Origin of the sequence: Kribbella sp. NBC_00709 (genome assembly GCF_036226565.1) — a bacterium.
Classification (GTDB): Bacteria; Actinomycetota; Actinomycetes; order Propionibacteriales; family Kribbellaceae; genus Kribbella.
This window is the reverse complement of record NZ_CP108996.1, coordinates 794,998-815,280: the sequence shown is the minus strand read 5'-3', so window position 1 is coordinate 815,280 and position 20,283 is coordinate 794,998. Positions and strand designations below refer to the sequence as shown.

Below are 20,283 nucleotides of genomic sequence, written 5' to 3'. Positions count from 1 at the left end.
GCGACGGGGTACTCCGGCTGGGCGACCGGTCGTTCGGGGTGGGGGAGTTCGCCCTGATGGCGATCGTCAACCGGACGCCGGACTCGTTCTTCGACCGCGGCGCGACGTACGCCACCGACGCGGCGTACGCGGCCATCGACCAGGCGGTCGCCGACGGTGCCGACCTGGTCGACATCGGTGGGGTCAAGGCCGGGTACGGCGAACCGGTCAGCGAGGACGAGGAGCTCCGCCGGACCGTCGATTTCGTGGCCGGTATCCGGGCCCGCCATCCGTCGCTGGTGATCAGCGTGGACACGTACCGTAGCGGGGTCGCGCGCCGGGTCGCCGAGGCCGGCGCGGACCTCCTCAACGACACCTGGGCAGGCGCCGACCCCGACCTCGTGTACGCCGCCGCCGAAGCCGGAGCGGGCCTCGTCTGCAGCCACGTCGGCGGCCTCTCGCCGCGCACGGACCCACACCGGATGGCGTACGACGACGTGGTGGCCGACGTGATCCGTACGACGACCGCGCTCGCGGACCGCGCGCTGGCGGCCGGAGTGCGGCCGGACGGGATCTTGATCGACCCGACGCACGACTTCGGCAAGAACACGCTGCAGTCGCTGGAGCTGACCCGCCGCCTCGACGAGCTGGCCGCCACCGGCTGGCCGGTGCTGGTCGCGGTCTCGAACAAGGACTTCATCGGCGAGACGCTGGAGCTGCCGCCGGGGCAGCGCGGGAACGGGACGCTGGCCGCCTTGAGTGTCTCGGCCTGGCTCGGTGCACGGGTCTTCCGCGTGCACGACGTACCGGCTGCTCGCCAGGCGCTCGACTTCATCGCCGTACTGCGTGGCACCGCGCAGCCCGCCGGAACGCGAAGGAGCCTGGCCTGATGGACCGAGTTGACGACCTCTCCGACGAGGAACTGATCGCCGTCTACCAGGTCGAGGACCGGTCGGCGCGGCACCTGCGGGCGAACTTCGTCAGCAGCCTGGACGGCGCGGTCGAGATCGACGGGCAGTCGAAGGCCTTGTCGAGCGACTCCGACAGTCGCGTGTTCAGCATGGCGCGGCGGCTGGCGGACGTGGTGCTGGTCGGTGCGGGCACTGTCCGCGACGAGGGGTACAACCCGCTCCGGTTGTCGAAGGCGGCGCGGGAGTGGCGTACGTCGGCGGGCCTGGCGGAGAACCCGACGTTGGCGATCGTGTCGTCGCGACTCGAGCTGAGCCCGGTGAACCCGGTCTTCCGGTCCGCAGTGCGGCCGATCGTCGTGACCCACGAAGCGTCGCCGGCAGACCGCCGGGAGGCGCTGGCGGAGGTCGCGGATCTGATCGTCGTGGGCGCGGCCGAGGTTGACCTGCAGGCGCTGGTCGATGAGCTGGCCGCGCGCGAGCTGCCGCAGATCCTGTGCGAGGGCGGGCCGCATCTGCTCGGTTCGCTCACCGAGGCGGACCTGGTCGACGAGCTGTGCCTGGCGCTGGCCCCACTCCTCGCGGGCCCCGGCTCGGGCCGCATCACAGCTGGCCCCCCAACCACCCTCACCCGCCAGATGAAGCTCCGATCAACCCTCACCGCCACTGACGACTACCTCTTCTTCCGCTACACCCGAGAGGCATAACCCGTGCCAGTTGTCGCCACCGCGGTCTGCCCTCACCCACCACTCCTCATCCCTGAGGTCGCTTCCGGCGCATCCCCCGAACTCGACCCCCTCCGCGCCGCCTGCCTAGCCGCAACCGACACCCTCGCCACCGCCTCCACAATCCTGGTCCTCGGCTCAACATCCACGGCTGCCTCCACCTACGCCGCCTCCGCAGGCGGCTCGTTTGCTCCGTATGGAGCGCCCGGCGTGCGGATCGGCTCCGGCGACCTCGTTCTCCCGCTGTCCTTGGCGGTCGGCGGTTGGCTGCTGGAGCAGTCGAAGGCGGCTGGACTGCCGCGCACCTACCTCGCAGTACCGACCTCCGCAACACCCGACGAGTGCTTCCGCCTTGGCCGGGAGATTGCTTCCGGCAACGACCGCGTCGGACTCCTGGTGATGGGCGACGGCTCGGCGCGGCGCAGTGAGCATTCGCCCGTCCACCTCCATCCCCGCGCGGAGATCTTCGACACCACCGTCGCAACCGCCTTGCAGCACAGCGATCTCGACGTACTCAAAGCTCTCGACCCAGACCTCGCCACCGAACTGCAAGCCGCCGGCCGAGCCCCCTGGCAAGCACTCGCGGCCGCCCTCGAAGGTACGACGCTGACCGCCGACCTGACCTACAACGCCGCCCCGTACGGCGTCGGCTACCTAGTCGCATCATTCACCTAGATACTGACCAGGTGACTGAGGAGCGTACGGGGTATCGGCGGTCGGTGAAGTCGCCGCGCGGTGAGGCGCGGCGACGGGAGCTGCTGGACAAGGTCGCGGACGAGCTCGGGACCAACGGTCTGGTCGACTTCTCGCTCCGCCGCGCGGCGCGGGCAGCGGGTACGACGCACAAGGTGCTGCTGTACCACTTCGACGGCGCCGAGGACCTGCTCACGCAGGCGGTCCTGCAGCTTCGCGAACGGCGGATCACCCGCGCCCTCGCAGCCGCGACCGAAGGCCCCGGCGACCGCTCGCTCGCGGATCGAGTGCGATCCATGTGGCCCACGCTCATCGGCGAGGAGTCGTGGGTGCTCGACCAGGCGATCGGGCTCGCGATGTACGACGCCCCGCGGTACGCCGACCTGGCGCGGACGGCCTCGCGGCAGTACCTGCCGACGCTGTTGTCGCTCTGTCCGGAGTCCTGGTCCGAGCAGCGTCGTACGGAGGTTGCCGAAATGATCCTGGCCACGCTGCGCGGATTCCTGATCGAGTGGCGGACCAGCGGTGACGCGGCCGGGATCGATGCCGGGCTGGCGGCGCTGACCCGGGCCCTGGAGCGTGAGGAACAGGCGTAGACAGTTTGCGAACCACGTGGTTCACTTTCAATATGCGCGAGAAAGTGAGCTTCAGCAGCGGTGGGGTCGCCTGCGCGGCCTGGCACTACCCGGGGACCAACGGTGGGTGCGTGGTGATGACCGGCGGCTTCGGAGTGACGAAGGAGCCGGGGACGGACCGTTTCGCGGAGCGGTTCAATGCGGCCGGGTTCAGCGTGCTGGCCTTCGACCATCGGTGCTTCGGCGAGAGCGGCGGCGAACCGCGGCAGGTCGCGCGGATCGCGGACCAGCTCGACGACTGGCGGGCCGCGATCGCCTACGCCGCCGCGCTTCCGGACGTCGAACGCGTGGCCATCTGGGCGTTCTCACTCCCCGGCGGCTACATCCTGCAGCTGGCCTCGGAGGAGCTCGGCATCTCCGCCGCCATCGCCCAGTCGCCGAACGTCGACGGCCCGACCGTCACCCGGAACGCGTCCCGCTCCCAGACTCCGAGCGCGGCGCTCCGCCTGATCGGCCGCAGCATCCTCGACAACATCGGCGCCCTCTTCGGTCGCTCGCCGAGGTTGGTGGCGCTGTCCGGCCCGCCCGGCACCGTTGCCCTGCTGAACACGCCGGACGCACTGCAGACCAACGAGGCGCTCGATCCCGACGGTCGCTACGCCGACTGGCAGCAGGCGATCGCCGCCCGCTCGGTCTTCCCGGCCGCGTTCTACCGCCCCACCAAGTACGCCCCACAGGTCCGCTGCCCGCTCCTGTACGTCGTCTGCAAAGACGATCAGTCCGCCCTCGCAGCCCCCGCGATCGCCGCCGCCGAGCGCACCCCCGCCTCGGAACTCCTCCAGGTCCCCGGCGGCCACTACGCCCCATTCCTAGCCGCCCACGAACAAGCCGTCGAAGCCGAACTCGACTTCCTCACCCGGCACCTTTCCGGAAAGAAACAGTCGCCCAGCGCCGAAAAGTCACCGCAAACCGCCGGTTAGTCAGCCTCGACCGGGACGTCCGGCCAACGCGACGACGTGGCTGCGAGGTCGTCGCGGCCGGCCGCGCGGAGTTGGTCGGTCAGCTCCGCGCGTGCGGCTCGTACGGCGTCGACTGCAGCGTCGGTGTTCTCGTGGGGGCCCGACCAGTTGCATACGGCATCCCCGGCGTACCAGCTGCCCGTCGCGGATCGTCGTACGTGGGCTGCCGCGAGGCGTGCCGCGGGAAGGTGTACGCCGGCGAGCTCGACGACTGTCTCGATCGCGACCACCTCGGCGTCGAGGTCGACGAGCGGGCGTAGTTCGACCGCGTCGGTCAGCACGAACTCGTATCCGGCCGGGGCCCGCTCGCCCAACCAGGCAAGCGCTTCCTGGGCGGTGTCGTCGAGCAGCTGGGCGTTCGCCGGATCGGCCAGCGTGTGGACTCCGCACATCCGCGTGTGCGTCGGGCGCAGCTCGTTCTGCCACAGGCGCACCTGCAGCTCCTCCCGTCCCGACAACCGCCGGCCGAGAATCCGCGCCAGCCCGACCACGTCGAAGTTCAACTCGTCCGGCGTCCGCTTCCGCCCAGCCTCGAACGGTTCACCGAGCCGAGTCCCACGCGTCGTCCAAGGACCGACGTGCCACCGAGTCAGAGTCACCCCAAGACTCTAACTAAGCGTCCTTGACGGGCGCCGGGACGTCGAAGGTCTTGGCCATGTCGGTCAGGACGGACCAGGCGCCCTGCAGGCCGACTGCGGTCATCCAGGTGAGGTCGGGAACGTCGTGGACCTTGGGTGCGAGCGGCTTCCACAGCGGGTTCGCCTTGAACTGCGCCTCGGTCTTGGCGCTGAGGCCTTTCTCGTCGGCGTACGTCGTCACGAAGATCGCGTCGGCATCGGCGTCCTTGATCCGCTCCGGGCTGATCTCGAGCGCGAATCCGGCGACGTCCTGCGACTTCGGCCGCTTCAGCCCGGCGTCCTTCAGGATGATCCCCGAGTAGCTGGCGTTCTGGTACAGCCGGGTCGGCCCGTCGACGAACCGGACCACCGAGATCGACGGGTTGTGCGCCTTGGCGTTGATCGCGGCCCCGACCGTCTTGGCCGCCTTCTCGTACGACGAGATCTCCTTCTCGGCGAGGTCCTCCTCGCCGAGCGCCTTCGCCTCGAGCCGGATGTTGTCCTTCCAGGTCGGCCCGGTGGTCTCGGACATGATCGTCGGGGCGATCGCGGACAGCTGGTCGTACAACTTCTCGTGCCGGACCTTCGCGGTGATGATCAGGTCCGGGTTCAGCGCGGCGATCTTCTCCAAGTTCGGCTCGGCGAGCGTGCCGACGACCTCGGCCTCGGAGCCGTACTTCGTCCGGTCGTCGCCGAGGTACTCCGGCAGCGACCCGTTGATGCTGCGGTAGTCGGTGTACCCGACGACCGGGGTGTCCAGGATCAGCGTCGCGTCCACGAAGCTGGCGTCGAGTGCAACCACCCGCTTCGGCTTGGTCTTGATCTCGGTCTTGCCCATCGCGTGCTCGACGGTCCGCGGGAAGCCGGCGCTCGAGGCGCTGCCCGCGGCGGCGGCATCGCCGGAGTCCGAGGAGCCGCAACCGGCGAGGGCGAGGGCCGCGACGGCAACCAGGGCGGTGAAACGAGGCAGGCGCACAGATGTCTCCAAGCGACGGGATAAGGTGACTCTCGACCTCAGCAAAGTAAGGCAACCCTAACCATATGTCTTCCGCCGTTCCGTCCGCACCGCCCACAGCGCGTCCCGCGGTACGACGTACCTCACAGCTGCTCGTTCTTGCCGCCGTGCTGGTGCTCGCGTTCACGGCCAGCCTCGCGTTCGGTTCGCGCTGGCTCGGGCCGGGTGCGTTGTGGCACGCGCTGACCGCGAACAACGGGTCCGATCCGGATGTGATCGTCCGCAGCCTGCGCTTCCCGCGCACGGTCGTGGCCGCGCTGATCGGTTTGTGTCTCGGTATCGCCGGCACGTTGATGCAGGGTCACACCCGCAACGCGCTGGCCGAGCCGGGCATCTTCGGCGTGAGCTCCGGCGCGGCGTTCGCGGTCGTCCTCGGCCTGCAGGTCGGCCTGGTCGAGTCCGTCTCGTCGACGGTCTGGGTCGCCCTGATCGGTGCGCTGGTCGCGACGTTCGCCGTACAGCAACTGGCATCGCGTGGCACCGGCGCGACCCCGGTCGGACTGGCTCTCACCGGCGCTGCGGTCGCTGCGCTCCTCGGCGCGTTCACCTCTGCAATCGTCCTCCTCGACGCGGACACGCTGGACAGCTATCGGTTCTGGGCGGTCGGTTCGGTGGCGGGTCGTGGTCTGGATGTGGCTGGTCAGGTGCTGCCGTTCGCGGTGGTCGGGCTGGTGCTTGCGGCCGTCAACGCTCGTGATCTCGACATGCTTGCCCTGGGCGACGATGTGGCTGCGGGGCTGGGCTTGTCGGTCCGGCGGGCTCGCCTGGTCGGTCTGGGTGCGATCGGGTTGCTGACGGCGGCCGGCGTCGCGGCCTGTGGTCCGATCGGCTTCCTGGGCTTGCTGTCCGGGCATGTCGCGCGCCGGATGTTCGGTGCCCGCAATACCTGGCTGATTCCGGCCGCCGGTGTCATCGGCGCGACGGCATTGGTACTCGCGGACCTCGTCGGCCGCCTGGTCGGCGGTGCCGGCGAGGTACAGGCCGGCGTGGTCCTCGGCGTCGTCGGCGCTCCGCTGTTCGTGCTCGTCGTACGCCGCCGGGCGGTGGCGCTGTGAGATCCCGGACCGTTGTCCTGAGCATCCTGTTCGCAGCGCTTGCGATCGTGATCGCCCTGGTCTCCCTGAGTGTCGGTACGACGAAACTCCCGCTGGCGGACGTGATCGAGGTGCTGCTCGGTGGAGGTCGTCGCGGCACCCGGCTCGTCGTCCTCGAACTGCGCCTGCCGCGCGTCGCCACCGGCCTGCTCGTCGGAATCGCGTTCGCAGTCTCCGGCGCCCTGCTGCAGACGCTGTCGCGCAACCCACTCGCCAGCCCGGACATCGTCGGCGTCAACTCGGGTGCCTCGGCCGGTGCGGTCGCGGTGATCGTGCTGGCCGGGAGCGGTGGCGGGAACATCTCCGGGGTTGCCGCGAAGGTGGGCATCCCGTTGGCGGCCGTGCTCGGCGGGCTGGTGGCGACGGCCGTTGTCGGTGCGTTGTCGATCCAGCGGGGTGTGGTCCACGCCGGCAAGGTGGTGCTGATCGGCGTCGGAATCGCGGCCGCCGCCAACTCGCTGGTCGCCTGGCTGCTGGTGATCGGCGATGTGAACGACGCGGGTCGTGCGGCGGCCTGGTTGGCGGGTTCGCTCAACGCCCGCGCCTGGAGCGACGCGGTTCCGGTGCTGATCGCGGTCGTGCTGTTGTTGCCGGTAGCAATGATGTTCAACCGCGACCTGTCCGCGCTGGTGCTCGGTGACGACGTGGCCTCGTCGCTCGGCGTGCGAGTGGCCCGGATCCGCCTGGCCTTGCTGGTCATTGCGGCCGTACTGGCCGCGTTGGCGACCGCTGGAGCCGGACCGATCGCGTTCGTCGCACTGGTGGCGCCGCAGGTCGCTCAGCGGCTGACACGGATGGAGCGACCACCCTTGCTCACCACAGCGATGCTCGGTGCGCTGTTCGTCGTACTGGCCGATCTGCTCGCGCGGAACGGACTGCAGTGGGCACAGGTCGGTCCGTACGAGTTGCCCGTCGGCGTGGTCACGGCTGCTTGCGGAGCGCCGTACCTGCTTCACCTCATCGGTCGTCAGCAGAAAGGACGCTGAACCGTGCACGTCGAGAATCTGACTCTCGCGTACGACGCTGGTACGCCGGTCGTCGACGGACTGACCCTGGAGGTGCCGTCTGGTCAGTTGACTGCGATCGTCGGGCCGAATGGCTCCGGTAAATCCACACTGCTGCGTGGGATGAGCAGACTGCTCAGTCCACAGAGCGGCCGGGTCGTACTGGACGGCCAGGACATCCACCAGTTGCCGGCTCGTGAACTGGCGCGGAAGCTCGGAGTCCTGCCACAGGGCCCGGTGACGCCGGAGGGGATCACTGCGGCCGAGCTGGTGTCCCGCGGCCGCCATCCGCACCGTGGTCTGTTCGGTCGGCTGACCTCTGAGGACGAAACGGCGATCAACGATGCACTGCAGGCCGTGGAGCTCACCGACCTCAGGGATCGGCCCGTGGATCAGCTGTCCGGCGGGCAGCGTCAGCGGGTGTGGATCGCGATGGTGCTGGCGCAGGGCACACAGCACCTGCTGCTGGACGAGCCGACGACGTACCTGGACCTCGCGCACGCGGTGGACGTGATGAACGTGGTCCACGCCGCCACGGTGACCGGGCGGACCGTTGTGGCGGTGCTGCACGACCTGACCCTCGCAGCGCAGTACGCCGACCACCTGGTGGTGATGGGGGATGGGCGGATCGCGGCTGAGGGGCGCCCGGTCGACGTACTGACCGCGGAGTTGCTGGACGACGTGTTCGGGCTGAAGGCGACCGTCGTCGAGGTCGGCGGCGCACCGGTCGTCGTACCGGATCGTAGGCTGGCCGGGTGACGTACTCCGTGCGCGGCCTGGCGGATGTGCTGGCCGACTCGGTCAGCTGGCTGTCCGTGCGTACGGCGAACGCGGTGCGCGGACCGGATTGGATCTCGTGTGCGGAGCTGATCGCACAGCAGCAGGCAGGCGGCGACCCGACGGACGGATGGCGGTCTGCGGCGGCTGCGGACTATGCGCGCGACTACGCGATCGATCCGCCGCTGCAGGTCGCAGCGATGTTCACGCTGATGTGGTACGTCCAGGTGCCTTCCCTGGTCGCCGGAGTGAGTACTGCGGTGACTGGCTGGTCACCGGCGGTCTCACCGGACGCGCTGGCGTTCAAACGGCATCCGACCGCGCACTACCCGGCCGAGGTTGCATTGCTGTCCGACGAGGTGGTGTCGGTCGACACCGCCGCCGAACAACTCAAGGCCCACGCCGGAGCGTTCCTGGACTCCTATCGGCCCGGTGTGAAGCTGGGCTCGCTGCAGCGGTTCGGTGCGGTCGACGACGAGGTGCGGGCCGCGATCCGGTTGCCCGAGGAGGCGCCGTACGCCGAGGCAGCGGCTGTGGCGTTCGGAGTGTCGCTGGAGCAGAAGCTGCGGACATCCTGCTGCTACTTCTACGTGCTGCCGAACGTGGCGGCCTGCACGACCTGCCCGCGCTTCCGCTGAGCGTCTGGGCAGAATTTCGCTCAGAGCGGAACTGCCTGTCCTGATCCGGCCGGAAACTGTCGGTGGCCTCGGGAAGCATGCTGCGCATGATTCGACATGCACCCCAGACGTCACCGAGGGGTAATTCCTGGTCGGTTGTCCAGTTGTGGGTCCGGAGCTAGGTTCGCTGACGTGACCTCGCCCGGCGGTTCTCCGGCGACGACTCCGATCGGCTCCCGGGCCGAAGCGGAGGGGTACGTCGCGATGGTCTGTTTCAAGCACGGTCCACCTCGGCTGCACGGCGTCGAGCTCGAGTGGACGGTGCATCATGCGGATGATCCGCACCGGCCCCTCGACGCCGGCCGGCTGAGCAAAGCCCTGGGGCTGCACGCCCCCGCGACCCTGGTGAGAGGTAGTCCGCAACTGCCGCTGAGCCGGGGCGCTCTGGTCACCGTCGAGCCCGGTGGCCAGGTAGAGATCTCTGTACCGGCGTCGGAATCGATTCCCCGGTTGATCGACGACACCGCCGCCGACGCCGCCGAGCTCACGGCTCTCCTTCTCGACGCGGACCTGATTCCGGGCGACTACGGCCTCGACCCGTTCCGCGCACCCCGCCGCATCCTCACCGTCCCGCGCTACGCGGCGATGGAACACGCATTCCAGCGGCTCGGGCCGCACGGCCCGCGGATGATGTGCAGCACCGCGGGCCTGCAGATCTGCCTCGATGCCGGTGAGCAGGACCAGACCGCGTTGCGCTGGCGCGCTCTGCACGACCTCGGTCCCGCTCTGGTCGGACTCTTCGCCAACTCCCGTCGCCGCGCCGGTGCGGACACCGGGTGGGCATCAGCCCGGACGGAGGCGACGTTCGGGACCTGTGCACCGTTCACCGAGCCGCCGCCGCTCGACGGCGATCCGGCCGCGGCGTGGGCACGGATGGCGATGGAGGCGCCGGTGCTCTGCCTGCGGCGCGGCGACACCTGGGATGCACCGACCGGCTTGACTTTCGGCGCCTGGGCAGACGGACAGCTGCCCGGCGACAGACCGAAGTACGACGACCTCGAGTACCACCTGTCCACGCTGTTCCCGCCGGTGCGACCGCGCGGGTACCTCGAGGTGCGTTACCTCGACGCGCAGCCGGGGGACGGGTGGATCGCCCCGACCCTGCTGCTCACCGCACTCATGTCCGCTCCGATGGACCAGGTGCTGGCCGTGGCCGAGCCGGCCGCCGGCCGCTGGTTCCCGGCGGCCCGCGAAGGGCTGGAGGACAAGTTGGTCCTGCAGGCCGCGCGAGACGTGGTCGACCTGGGCACCGAGGTGCTGGACCGGACCGGTGCGGATCCCGAACTCATCGCTGCCGTCGCAACCCGGCTGCAGCGCATCGTCGACGACACCCACGGAAGGCGAGCTTCATGAATCACCAATTGTCCGATCTGTCGCTGGAGGGCCTGCGTTCGTTCGTGGGCGACCAGCTCGAGCGGTCCCGTTCGCGGACCGTGCAGCTGACCGACACGGTCGACACCGACGACCTGGTCAAGCAGCACTCCAAGCTGATGTCGCCCCTGGTCTGGGACTACGCACACATCGGCAACCAGGAGGAGCTCTGGCTGGTCCGCGACGTCGGCGGCCGCGAGCCGCTGCGCCAGGACATCGACGAGCTGTACGACGCGTTCCAGCATCCGCGCGCGGAGCGACCGGCGCTGCCGCTGCTCGGCCCGTCCGAGACCCGCGCCTACGTGACCGAAGTGCGCGACAAGGTCATGGACGTGCTGGACCACGTGAAGTTCGACGCCGGGCGTGAGCTGGTCGACAACGCGTTCGCCTTCGGCATGATCACGCAGCACGAGCAGCAGCACGACGAGACCATGCTGGCGACGCACCAGCTGCGCACCGGCGCACCGGTGCTCGATGCACCTCCGCCGCCTGCCGGACGGCTGCTCGCCCGCAAGGAGGTGTTCGTTCCGGGCGGCGTGTTCGAGATGGGGACATCGATCGAGCCGTGGGCGCTGGACAACGAGCGGCCCGCGCACGCCGTACACGTGTCGCCGTACGTGATCGACACGGTCCCGGTGACGAACGGGGACTACCTGGCCTTCGTGCTCGGGGGTGGGTATCAGGATCCGCAGTGGTGGACCGAGGCCGGATGGGCGCATGTTCAGAAGGCGTCGCTGGTCGCGCCGCGGTTCTGGTCGTCGGACGACGGCGAGTGGTGGCGGCTTCGGCTCGGGCACCGGGAGCGGTTGCCGCTGGACGAGCCGGTGATGCACGTCTGCTTCTACGAGGCCGAGGCATACGCGAAATGGGCCGGGAAGCGGCTGCCGACCGAGGAGGAGTGGGAGTTCGCGGCGCGGTTCGACCCCGCCAGCGGTCGGACGCGGCGGTTCCCCTGGGGTGACGAGTCGCCGGGCCCGCAGCACGCGAACCTTGGCCAGCGGCACCTCCGGCCGGCGCCGGCCGGAGCGTACCCCGCGGGTGCGTCGCCGTTGGGCGTCGAGCAGCTGATCGGGGACGTCTGGGAGTGGACGTCGAGCGACTTCCGCGGGTATCCGGGCTTCCGCGCCTGGCCGTACGACGAGTACTCGCTGGTGTTCTTCGGGCCTGACTACAAGGTGCTCCGCGGCGGCTCCTTCGGCACCGACGAGGTCGTTGCTCGCGGCACCTTCCGGAACTGGGACTACCCGATCCGCCGGCAGATCTTCGCCGGCTTCCGCTGCGCCCGCGACCCCCGACCCGAGGAGCTGCACGACTGATGTGCCGCCACCTGGCCTACCTGGGCCCACCAGTCACGCTGGCGTCCCTCGTCCTCGACCCCGGCCACTCCATCTACGAGCAGAGCTGGGCCCCCGCCGACATGCGCGGCGGCGGCTCGGTCAACGCCGACGGCTTCGGCCTGGGCTGGTACCCCGAAGGTGACGCCGCCGTCTCCGGCGGCCCGGTGCGCTACCGGCGGAACGTACCGATCTGGACCGACGAGAACCTGCCCGGCCTGGCCGGCTCGATCCGCTCCGGTGCCGTCGTTGCCGCGATCCGGAACGGGACCGTCAACATGCCGTACGGGCAGGCGGCGGTCGCGCCGTTCATGCTCGGCGACTGGCTGTTCAGCCACAACGGACGGATCCCCGGCTGGCCGGAGTCGACCCTGAAGCTGGCCGAGCGCCTCCCGGTCGCCGACCTGCTCGAGATGGACGCGCCGGTCGACTCGGCATTGCTGTGGGCCCTCATCACCAACCGCCTGGCCGAAGGAATCCCGCCGGCCGATGCCGTCGCGGCCGTCGTCCAGGAGGTAGAGGCAGCCGCACCAGGATCCCGCCTCAACGTCTTGCTGACCGACGGCGAACAACTGATCGCGACCACGTGGACCCATTCGCTGCACACCCGCCGGACTGCCGACTCGCTGACCGTGAGCTCCGAGCCGTTCGGCCCCGGCAAGTGGAACGAAGTACCCGATCGCTCATTGCTCGTGGCCACAGCCACGACCTTGCACATCACCCCGATGGAAGGACCAGAGTGACCCTCATCGACGTACATCTGACGCCGGACTACGTGGCTCGCGCGCTGCGGGAGGACGTTCGGGCCGGGCTGTCGGCGACGCCGAAGTGGTTGCCGCCGAAGTGGTTCTACGACGCGCGGGGGAGTGAGCTGTTCGAGGAGATCACGCGCCTGCCGGAGTACTACCCGACCCGGGCCGAGCGGGAGATCCTGCGCGCCCGGGCCGGTGAGATCGCGGCGATCACCAAGGCGCACACGCTGGTCGAGCTCGGATCCGGATCATCGGAGAAGACCCGGCTGCTGCTCGACGGATTGCGCGATCGCGGCACGCTCACGACCTTCGTGCCGCTGGACGTGTCGGAGTCCGCGCTCCGGGAGGCGGCCGGCGCCATCAACGTCGACTACCCGACGCTCGAGGTCCACGGTGTCGTCGGCGACTTCACCGCGCATCTGGACAAGCTGCCCGGTGATCCGCCGCGGATCGTCGCCTTCCTCGGCGGCACCATCGGCAACCTGATCCCGGCCGAACGCGAGACGTTCTACACCTCGATCCGCGACGTCCTCGAGCCCGGCGAATGGCTGCTGCTCGGCACGGACCTGGTCAAGGACCCCGCCACCCTGGTCGCGGCGTACGACGACTCGGCCGGCGTCACCGCGGAGTTCAACAAGAACGTGCTCCGGGTCATCAACCGGCAGCTGGGCGCGGACTTCGACGTGGACGCCTTCGAGCACGTGGCGATCTGGGACACCGGCAACGAGTGGATCGAGATGCACCTGCGCGCCACCCGCGCGATGCAGGTGCTGATCCCGGAGATCCATCTGGAGGTCACGTTCGACGAGGGGGAGGAGCTCAGCACCGAGATCTCGGCCAAGTTCCACCGCTCCGGCGTCGAGGCCGAACTGGACAAAGCGGGCTTCACGCCGGCCGCCTGGTGGACCGACTCCGAAGCCCGCTTCGCCCTCTCGCTCTGGCAGACGGTCTAGCCGCGCCCTCCCCACCCTCCCGGCACCCCGCCCCGCCCCGCCCCACCTCCCGCACCGCTCTCCCCGCATTTGCCTGGCAGACCCAGCAAATGAGGGGTTCCCCACCCAGACTCCGGGTGGGGAACCCCTCAGATGGTGGGTCAGCCAGCCAAATTGCTGGGTCAACCAGCTAAATGGGATCAGCCGCCTTGCTTGATCAGGCCGTTGATCTTGTCGATGTACGCCGGGAGGTCGGTGATCGGCTTCTTGCCGCTCAGGATCGGCTGGTAGTTGGCGGTCGTCAGGTCGCCGACCTGCTGGGCCCACTGGGTGGTGAACCGGACACCGACCGTCTTCTCGGCGGACAGGTCAGCCTTGACCGTGTCGACGACGGTGCTCTGCTGAGCCTTGGTGAGCGCGTCGAAGTAGCTGGTCTGCGCCGGCGTGTAGGCCGGCGGCGCGACCGGTGACGCCGGCAGCACCGCGTCCCACACCTTGGTGTTCAGGTACTCGAGCACCTTGAACGTCGCGTCCTGGTTCTTCGTGTACTGCGGCGTGCAGATGCCGACCGAGTCGTACAGCGTGGTCGGCGTCTGCACCTGCGGGAATGGCGCGAACCCGTACTTGATCTTCGGCTTGTCGGTCTGGAACCCGGCCGCCAGCCACTGCCCGCCGAACGTCATCGGAACCTTGCCGGCCGAGAACAGCGACTGCACGTTCGACGCGTCGTACCCGGGTGGCGCCACGGACCCGTTCTTGATCGCGGCGACCAGCTTCTCGACGCCTTCCTTGTACTTGTCGTCGGCCTCGGCCTTCGTCGGGTGGTTCACGTTGTCGGTGAACGGCGCGCCGCCGGCCGAGACGGAGTACATGCTCATCGTGAACGGTCCGTCCGCGGACGTCAGCTGATCCGCGACCAGCCCGTACTTCGCGCCGTTCTTTCCGGCCAGCTTCGCGGCGTCGGCGTACATCTCGTCCCAGGTCCAGCCGGCCTTCGGCAGCGTCAGGCCGGCCGCGGTGAACGCGTCGGCGTTGTACCAGACGCCGTACGTGTTCATCAGCGATGGCAGGCCGCCCATCTGGCCGTCAGCGGTCTTCCAGTTGTCCATCGCGGACGGTACGAACTTGTCGGCCTTGAAGTCGCCGTCGCCGGTGCTGATCTTGTCGGCCCAGTCGACCAGCAGACCCTGCGAGGTGTACTGCTGCTCGGTGTCGTTCCCGCACCAGAACAGGTCCGGCAGCTTCTTCGCCTGGGTCAGCGAGGCGAGCTTGTCGCCGAAGTTGCCGGCCGGGGTGTCGAGCAGCTGGACCGTGATGTTGTCTTCCTTGAAGTCGGCCAGCGCCTTCTTGATCGCGGCGTTGGTCTCCGCCGACTCCCACGTCATCACGGTGACGGTGACCGGTCCGCTGCTGGAGCCGCCGGAGTCGGAGCCGCCGCCGCTGCAGGCCGTTGCCGCCAGCAACCCGGCACAGGCCAGGGCGGTCACACCTAGTGTTCTCTTCACGGGAATGTCCCCTCTATTTCTGGTTCGTGCTGCCGAGAGCGCCGAGGCCCTGGATGAAGTAGCGCTGCGCGGCGAAGAAGATGATGAGCGGCGGCAGCATGTAGAGCAGGTTGGTGGCCATGTAGTAGCTCCAGTCCGGCGTCTTGCCGGCGAACGGTGAGATGAACGACGCCATACCCACCGACAGCGGCCACTTGCCGGACGAGTACAGGTAGACCAACGGGTTCAGGAAGTCGTTCCAGGACGCCTGGAAGGCCAGGATCGCCATCGTCAGCCAGGCCGGCCGGGTCAACGGCAGCATCACGCTGACGAAGATCCGCAGGTGCCCGGCGCCGTCGATCTTCGCCGCCTCGTCGATGGAGTACGGGATGGCCAGGAAGTACTGCCGGGCCAGGAAGATGAACAACGGGTTCCCGCCGAGGAACGCCGGCACGATCAGCGGCAGCCAGGTGTCGTACCAGCCGATGCTCTTGTACAGCTGGAACAACGGGATCAGGCCGACGACGCCGGGCAGCAGCATGCTGCCGACGAACAGGTAGAACCACAGCTTGCGCCCCGGGAACCGCAACCGGGCCAGCGCGTAGCCGGCCATCATCGCGGTCATCACGCCGCCGAGCACGCTGAGCGCAGTGATGATCATCGAGTTGAGGAAGAGCCGCGGGAAGTGGATCGCCTGCGGCCCCTTGATGAAGTTGCTCCAGTGGAACTCGTGCGGCAGCAGCCTCGGCGGAATGTCGAACACCGCGGTCCGGCTCTTCAGGCCGATCGTGATCATCCACAGCAGCGGGACGACCATCACCGCGCAGATGAACAGTGCCACGACGTACCACGACGTCGTACCGAGAACTCGTGGTTTCTTCTTCGCCGGGGGTGCGGTCGCGGCCGCCTCGGAGCGGATGGCTTCAGTCTGAAGTGCTGTCACTGTACGTCCAGAGCGAGGAGAACTTCGCGGTCAGGGCGATCACGGCGATGATGATCATGAACAGCACCCACACCTGCGCGGACGCGTACCCGAGCTGCGGGATCCGGCCCAGGGAGGGGAAGCCGTTGTTGTAGATCGAGAGCATCAGCACGTTGGTGCTGAACCCCGGTCCACCGCCGGTCAGGATCTTCGGCTGGTTGAACGTCTGCAAGGCGGCCGTGGTCTGCAGGATCACCTGCAGCAGCACGATCGGGCTGATCATCGGCAAGGTGATCCGGAAGAACACCGCCCACGGCCCGGCGCCGTCCACCCGGGCTGCCTCGTACAGCTCGGTCGGCACCGACTGCAACGCGGCCAGGAAGATGATCATCGTCCCGCCGACACCCCACAGCATCACCAGGACGACCGACGGCATGGCCATCTTCGGGCTCTGCAGCCACAGGCTCTGCGGCAGGCCCACCCGGTCGAGAACCGTGTTCAGCAGCCCGACCTGCGGGTCGAGCATGAACTTCCACAGCGTGATCGTCGCGATCGCGGGCAGCACCACCGGCAAGTACGCCAGCGTCCGGACCACCCGCACCCCGGCGAACCGCTGGTTGCAGAACATCGCCAGCGCCAGGCCGAGGATCAGCGACAACGGGACGTACAGGACCACCAGGTACCCGGTCGCCCGCAGCGCCGGCCAGAACGCCGGGTCGGTCGTGAACAGCCGCCGAAAGTTGCCGAGGCCAACGAAGACCGGGTCGGTCAGCCCGTTGTACTTGGTCAGCGCGAGGTAGAACGAGCGCACCAGCGGATACCCCACGAAGACGAAGAACCCGATCATCGCTGGGGCGATGAACAGGTACGCCGCCTTCACGTCGGAGCCGGCGTTCCGGCTCATGCCACCCCGGGCGGACCGCCGCGTTTTCACCGGAGAGGAACTACTCACCCGACCTCCTGGACGGTAACGTTTCCAACGTTTTACTGTTGGGTGACGATGCCGTGTCGCGAAAAGGAAGTCAACCCCGTGCCCGAAACGTTTCCAACCAAGCCGGAAGTACCCCGGCCGACGATGATCGACGTCGCCCGGCGGGCCGGTGTCGGGCTCGGCACGGTGTCCCGGGTGGTGAACGGCGGCCACGGTGTCCGGGACGAGACCGCGCAGCGGGTCCGGGCCGCGATCGACGACCTCGGGTTCCAGCGCAACGAGGTCGCCCGGGCGCTCCGGCCGGGGAAGAAGTCGACCAGTCTGGCGCTGGTGCTCGGTGACCTGACCAACCCGTTCTACGCGACGATCGCGAAGTCGTCGCTCGAGGTCGCGGGGCAGTCCGGCTTCGCCGTCGTACTGGGCAGCGTCGACGAGGACCCGGAGGGCGAGAAGCGTGCCATCCAGGAGCTCGTCAGCCGCCAGGTGGCCGGCCTGATGATCGTGCCCGACCAGGGCGATCATGCGTTCCTGCAGGGCGCCGGCGTGCCGGTGGTGTTCGTCGACCGTCCGGCGACCGGCATCGACGCGGACATCGTGATGGTCGACAACGAGGGCGGCGGGAAGCTGGCCACCGATCACCTGCTGGCGCAGGGGCACGAGCGGATCGCGATCATCCTCGCGCCGTCGTACTACACGATCGGCCGCCGGCTGCGCGGATTTCGGCGGGCGCACCGGGCCGCCGGGATCGACGTCGACGAGTCGCTGGTGATCCAGTTGCCCGAGGGCAACGCGGAGGCGGCGGAGAAGGCGACCCGCGAGGTGATGCTGCGGCCGGATCCGCCGACCGCGATCTTCGCCTCGACGAACTTCCTCACCGAAGGTGTGCTGCGCGCGCTCGGCGAGCTGGGGCGCGAGCCGGCCGTGGTCGGGTTCGACGACTTCCGGCTGGCCGACATGCTGCCGACCCCGGTGACGGTCGTTGCTTCCGACATCGCCGAGCTCGGTCGCAGCGCGGCCCGGTTGCTGCTCGATCGCGCGTCCGGCGCCGACACCCGTCCACCGCAGCGGATCGTGCTGCCGTGCGGCCTGATCGAACGCGGGTCCGGCGAACGCCCGCCGGATTCTGCTGCCAAGAGAAAGCCTCGATGAGCCGCCGACGCGCCGCCTAGGGTCGGCGTGTGTACTACGAGTCTTTCGGTGCCGGCCGTCCGATCTTCTTCCTGCCGAGCTGGGGTGGTGACGGCGGTGAAGGTCGCGACGTCCACGAGCCGGTCTTCGCGGACCGAGCGGGTTGGCGACGGATCTACGTCGACCCGCCGGGCACCGGGAAGTCGCCGGGCGTCGCGTCGATCACCGACCAGGACGGCATGCTCGACGCGATCGTCGCGCTGATCGACGACCTGTCCGGCGGCGAGCCGTTCGCGCTGGCTGGTACGTCGGCCGGCGGTCTGCACGCCCGCGGCATCGTGCGCCGCGATCCGGCCCGGGTTGTCGGGTTGTTGCTGAGGGCCCCGGGCATCGTCGTCGATCGGGCCCGACGCACCCTCCCGACCGACGAGCACCTCGTTCCGTCACCTGATCGGCAGTGCCAGCATCAGTACTACGACGCAGCCGAGGCCGCCGCGGACCTGGCGTTCCTCGGTCACATCCAGCGCGACGTCACGACGTACGCCCTGCGTGAAGATCCCGCGGCCCGCTTCGAGCGTCCGACTCTCGTCGTGACCGGTCGCCAGGACACCACTGCGGGGTACGCCGACGCGTGGTCGATCCTCGAGGACTATCCGCGCGCGACGTTCGCCGTACTGGACCAGGAGGACCACCTGCTGCCTGGACCCGGTCTGGCGCTGTACCGCGCGCTGGTGAGCGACTGGCTGGACAGGGTCGAGCACCCGGACGCGTGAGGGGCGGAACGCGCGTCCGGGTGCTCGCGATCAGAAGTTGGGCCAGGCCCAACCGAGGTAGCTGCTGAAGTAGGGCAGCGTGCGGGTGCCGATTGCGCCGCTGACGCTGGTGGCCCAGAAGGTGCCGTCTCCCTTGGCGACGCCGACGTGGCCGTACGGCGCGGCGAGGTCCCAGAAGACCAGGGCGCCCTTCGGCGGATTCAGGTCGCCGGGATGCGCGACCCCGCGGGCCACGGCGTCGTTCCAGTCGGCCTTGGCGGAGGCCCAGATCGCGGTCTTGCCGTACGAGTTCTCGGCGGCCATCTCGCAGTACCCCTGGAACGCGGTCGATCCGCTGCGGGCGGCGTACCAGCCGATCGCCTTGTCGGCGCGCGGGTTGCTGGTGCAGAGCGGGGCGATCAGGCCGCTGCTGCCGGTGTTGACGTACGAGTCGGTGATGTAGCCCTTGCCGGGGATGTGGTCCCAGACCAGGCTGCGGCCGTACTTGCCGGTGACCGGCTCGCCGTAGATCTGGCAGTCGATCTCGACCGGCCCGTTGGGCTGGGTGCCGACCGAGGCGAAGCTGGTCGCGTTGCCGGACCGGATGGCGACGCCTTGGCCGCTGTCGGTGACCACGGTCCCGGTGGCGGCGCTGGCCGTGAGGGTGCCGGCGCCGAGGGCGGCGGCACCGGCCAGCAGGGTGGTGAGGGTGATGCGCATGAGGGCGGTACGCATGATGTTGGTCCTTTTCGCTGGGCGACTGGCGAAGTGACACTTATTTACAGAGAATCAAAGAGTTACGTTGTTGTCGCAGTGGGCAACGACGTTGGACCGAGGAGTCCGCCGTGAGGCCAGCACAGGCTCGCTTTGTGATCGGCTCCCGGATGCGCGAGCTCCGGGAAGCGGCCGGTGTGCCCTTGAGCCGCGCCGCCGCCGCGTCCGGCTGGGACAAGGGACACCTGTCCCGGGTCGAGCGCGGCCACACCAAACCCAGCCGCGAGCTGACCGAGTGGTACGACGCCTCGTTCGGCGCCGGCCAGTCCTTGGTCAACCAGTTGATGGAGCTGGACGCCGCCGTACGCGCCGGCCGCGACACCTCACAGCGGGACATGCGCCGGCACGTCCAACCGGTCCTGCTCGGCGGATCCGTCCCCATCGACCATCACCCCGACGACCGCGCCGAGCTGGTCGGTGAGACCGTCCCGGACGGCACCCGCGTGGCCCGCGATCAGCCCTTCGACAAGACCTGGGAGATCCGCAACAGCGGCGAACGCCACTGGCACGACCGCTGGCTGACCCGCCAAGGCGCCGCCGGCACGCCCGGCTGGCTACGCTCGCCCGCCCGCTCACGAGTCCCTGACGCCGAACCGGGCGAGACCGTGATCGTCGCAATGCACCTGCAGGCACCGGCGCAGGTCGGCGCTTCGACGGCGTACTTCAAAATCACCGACGAAGCAGGCCGCCTCTACTACCCCGGCCTGGAGTCCCCACCCATCTACTGCACGATCTTCACCGTCTACGAGTAGGCGGCCCGCCGACCAGCTCCCGTGGCCGTGAACAAGCTGTGGTGGCGAAGCACGGGAAATAACCTGTT

General features: G+C 69.0%; 22 protein-coding genes. 16 read left to right on the top strand and 6 right to left on the bottom strand.

Annotated elements, in window-relative coordinates:
* The first annotated feature begins 56 nt into the window (after positions 1–56).
* The 5 genes from folP (at position 57) to OHA18_RS03845 (ending at position 3,860) form a co-directional block, all read left to right on the top strand.
* Positions 57–869: a dihydropteroate synthase gene (folP, locus tag OHA18_RS03865; RefSeq protein ID WP_329006064.1), complete on the top strand. Its 813-nt coding sequence runs from the start codon at positions 57–59 to the stop codon at positions 867–869.
* On the top strand, positions 869–1,594 hold the full coding sequence (locus OHA18_RS03860; protein ID WP_329002200.1) for a pyrimidine reductase family protein: 726 nt from the start codon (positions 869–871) through the stop codon (positions 1,592–1,594). Before folP ends, OHA18_RS03860 begins: the two co-directional genes overlap by 1 nt.
* Before the next feature lie 228 nt (positions 1,595–1,822).
* The gene (locus OHA18_RS03855) at positions 1,823–2,287 is read left to right on the top strand and encodes a hypothetical protein (protein WP_329002199.1); all 465 of its coding nucleotides are present in this window, start codon (positions 1,823–1,825) and stop codon (positions 2,285–2,287) included.
* 11 nt (positions 2,288–2,298) lie between these two features.
* Positions 2,299–2,901 (top strand): TetR/AcrR family transcriptional regulator, encoded by a 603-nt coding sequence (locus tag OHA18_RS03850; RefSeq protein WP_329002198.1) that lies wholly within the window; start codon positions 2,299–2,301, stop codon positions 2,899–2,901.
* Between the two features lie 32 nt (positions 2,902–2,933).
* The gene (locus OHA18_RS03845) at positions 2,934–3,860 is read left to right on the top strand and encodes an alpha/beta hydrolase (protein WP_329002197.1); all 927 of its coding nucleotides are present in this window, start codon (positions 2,934–2,936) and stop codon (positions 3,858–3,860) included.
* On the opposite strand, the gene OHA18_RS03840 is transcribed toward OHA18_RS03845, so the two are convergent.
* Entirely contained in the window at positions 3,857–4,498 is a 642-nt protein-coding gene (locus OHA18_RS03840; protein ID WP_329002196.1) for a hypothetical protein, read from the bottom strand. The two genes, OHA18_RS03845 and OHA18_RS03840, sit on opposite strands and share 4 nt — an antisense overlap.
* Before the next feature lie 13 nt (positions 4,499–4,511).
* Positions 4,512–5,492, bottom strand: a complete 981-nt coding sequence (locus OHA18_RS03835) for an ABC transporter substrate-binding protein (RefSeq protein WP_329002195.1) — start codon at positions 5,490–5,492, stop codon at positions 4,512–4,514.
* A 65-nt stretch (positions 5,493–5,557) separates the two neighbouring features.
* Here OHA18_RS03835 and OHA18_RS03830 point away from each other — a divergent pair, with 65 nt between their 5' ends.
* The 8 genes from OHA18_RS03830 (at position 5,558) to egtD (ending at position 13,493) form a co-directional block, all read left to right on the top strand.
* Positions 5,558–6,586 (top strand): FecCD family ABC transporter permease, encoded by a 1,029-nt coding sequence (locus OHA18_RS03830; RefSeq protein ID WP_329002194.1) that lies wholly within the window; start codon positions 5,558–5,560, stop codon positions 6,584–6,586.
* On the top strand, positions 6,583–7,611 hold the full coding sequence (locus OHA18_RS03825) for a FecCD family ABC transporter permease (RefSeq protein WP_329002193.1): 1,029 nt from the start codon (positions 6,583–6,585) through the stop codon (positions 7,609–7,611). The genes OHA18_RS03830 and OHA18_RS03825 overlap by 4 nt, the downstream gene beginning before the upstream one ends.
* Before the next feature lie 3 nt (positions 7,612–7,614).
* A complete protein-coding gene (locus tag OHA18_RS03820; RefSeq protein ID WP_329002192.1) occupies positions 7,615–8,388 on the top strand; it encodes an ABC transporter ATP-binding protein in 774 nt (257 codons plus the stop codon).
* Positions 8,385–9,044, top strand: coding sequence for a (2Fe-2S)-binding protein (locus OHA18_RS03815; RefSeq protein ID WP_329002191.1), 660 nt, complete (start codon positions 8,385–8,387; stop codon positions 9,042–9,044). Before OHA18_RS03820 ends, OHA18_RS03815 begins: the two co-directional genes overlap by 4 nt.
* Positions 9,045–9,215: 171 nt before the next feature.
* Positions 9,216–10,436: a glutamate-cysteine ligase family protein gene (locus tag OHA18_RS03810; RefSeq protein ID WP_329002190.1), complete on the top strand. Its 1,221-nt coding sequence runs from the start codon at positions 9,216–9,218 to the stop codon at positions 10,434–10,436.
* A complete protein-coding gene (gene egtB, locus OHA18_RS03805; RefSeq protein WP_329002189.1) occupies positions 10,433–11,770 on the top strand; it encodes an ergothioneine biosynthesis protein EgtB in 1,338 nt (445 codons plus the stop codon). The genes OHA18_RS03810 and egtB overlap by 4 nt, the downstream gene beginning before the upstream one ends.
* Positions 11,770–12,531: an ergothioneine biosynthesis protein EgtC gene (gene egtC, locus OHA18_RS03800; RefSeq protein ID WP_329002188.1), complete on the top strand. Its 762-nt coding sequence runs from the start codon at positions 11,770–11,772 to the stop codon at positions 12,529–12,531. Before egtB ends, egtC begins: the two co-directional genes overlap by 1 nt.
* A complete protein-coding gene (egtD, locus tag OHA18_RS03795; protein WP_329002187.1) occupies positions 12,528–13,493 on the top strand; it encodes an L-histidine N(alpha)-methyltransferase in 966 nt (321 codons plus the stop codon). The genes egtC and egtD overlap by 4 nt, the downstream gene beginning before the upstream one ends.
* Before the next feature lie 179 nt (positions 13,494–13,672).
* Here the strand turns inward: egtD and OHA18_RS03790 are convergent, their stop codons facing one another.
* Genes OHA18_RS03790 through OHA18_RS03780 form a run of 3 tightly spaced genes read right to left on the bottom strand, consistent with a single transcriptional unit; the run spans position 13,673 to position 16,782 of the window.
* Entirely contained in the window at positions 13,673–14,977 is a 1,305-nt protein-coding gene (locus OHA18_RS03790; protein ID WP_329002185.1) for an extracellular solute-binding protein, read from the bottom strand.
* Between the two features lie 13 nt (positions 14,978–14,990).
* The gene (locus tag OHA18_RS03785; RefSeq protein WP_329002184.1) at positions 14,991–15,899 is read right to left on the bottom strand and encodes a carbohydrate ABC transporter permease; all 909 of its coding nucleotides are present in this window, start codon (positions 15,897–15,899) and stop codon (positions 14,991–14,993) included.
* Positions 15,880–16,782 (bottom strand): carbohydrate ABC transporter permease, encoded by a 903-nt coding sequence (locus tag OHA18_RS03780; RefSeq protein WP_329002182.1) that lies wholly within the window; start codon positions 16,780–16,782, stop codon positions 15,880–15,882. The genes OHA18_RS03785 and OHA18_RS03780 overlap by 20 nt, the downstream gene beginning before the upstream one ends.
* Positions 16,783–16,908: 126 nt before the next feature.
* On the opposite strand from OHA18_RS03780, the gene OHA18_RS03775 reads away from it, so the two are divergent.
* Together OHA18_RS03775 and OHA18_RS03770 are read left to right on the top strand one after the other, a co-directional pair.
* The gene (locus OHA18_RS03775) at positions 16,909–17,958 is read left to right on the top strand and encodes a LacI family DNA-binding transcriptional regulator (protein ID WP_329002181.1); all 1,050 of its coding nucleotides are present in this window, start codon (positions 16,909–16,911) and stop codon (positions 17,956–17,958) included.
* 29 nt (positions 17,959–17,987) lie between these two features.
* On the top strand, positions 17,988–18,710 hold the full coding sequence (locus OHA18_RS03770; protein ID WP_329002180.1) for an alpha/beta fold hydrolase: 723 nt from the start codon (positions 17,988–17,990) through the stop codon (positions 18,708–18,710).
* 30 nt (positions 18,711–18,740) lie between these two features.
* Here the strand turns inward: OHA18_RS03770 and OHA18_RS03765 are convergent, their stop codons facing one another.
* Positions 18,741–19,424 (bottom strand): CHAP domain-containing protein, encoded by a 684-nt coding sequence (locus OHA18_RS03765; protein ID WP_329002179.1) that lies wholly within the window; start codon positions 19,422–19,424, stop codon positions 18,741–18,743.
* A 110-nt stretch (positions 19,425–19,534) separates the two neighbouring features.
* On the opposite strand from OHA18_RS03765, the gene OHA18_RS03760 reads away from it, so the two are divergent.
* Entirely contained in the window at positions 19,535–20,215 is a 681-nt protein-coding gene (locus tag OHA18_RS03760) for an NBR1-Ig-like domain-containing protein (protein ID WP_329002178.1), read from the top strand.
* Positions 20,216–20,283: the final 68 nt, after the last annotated feature.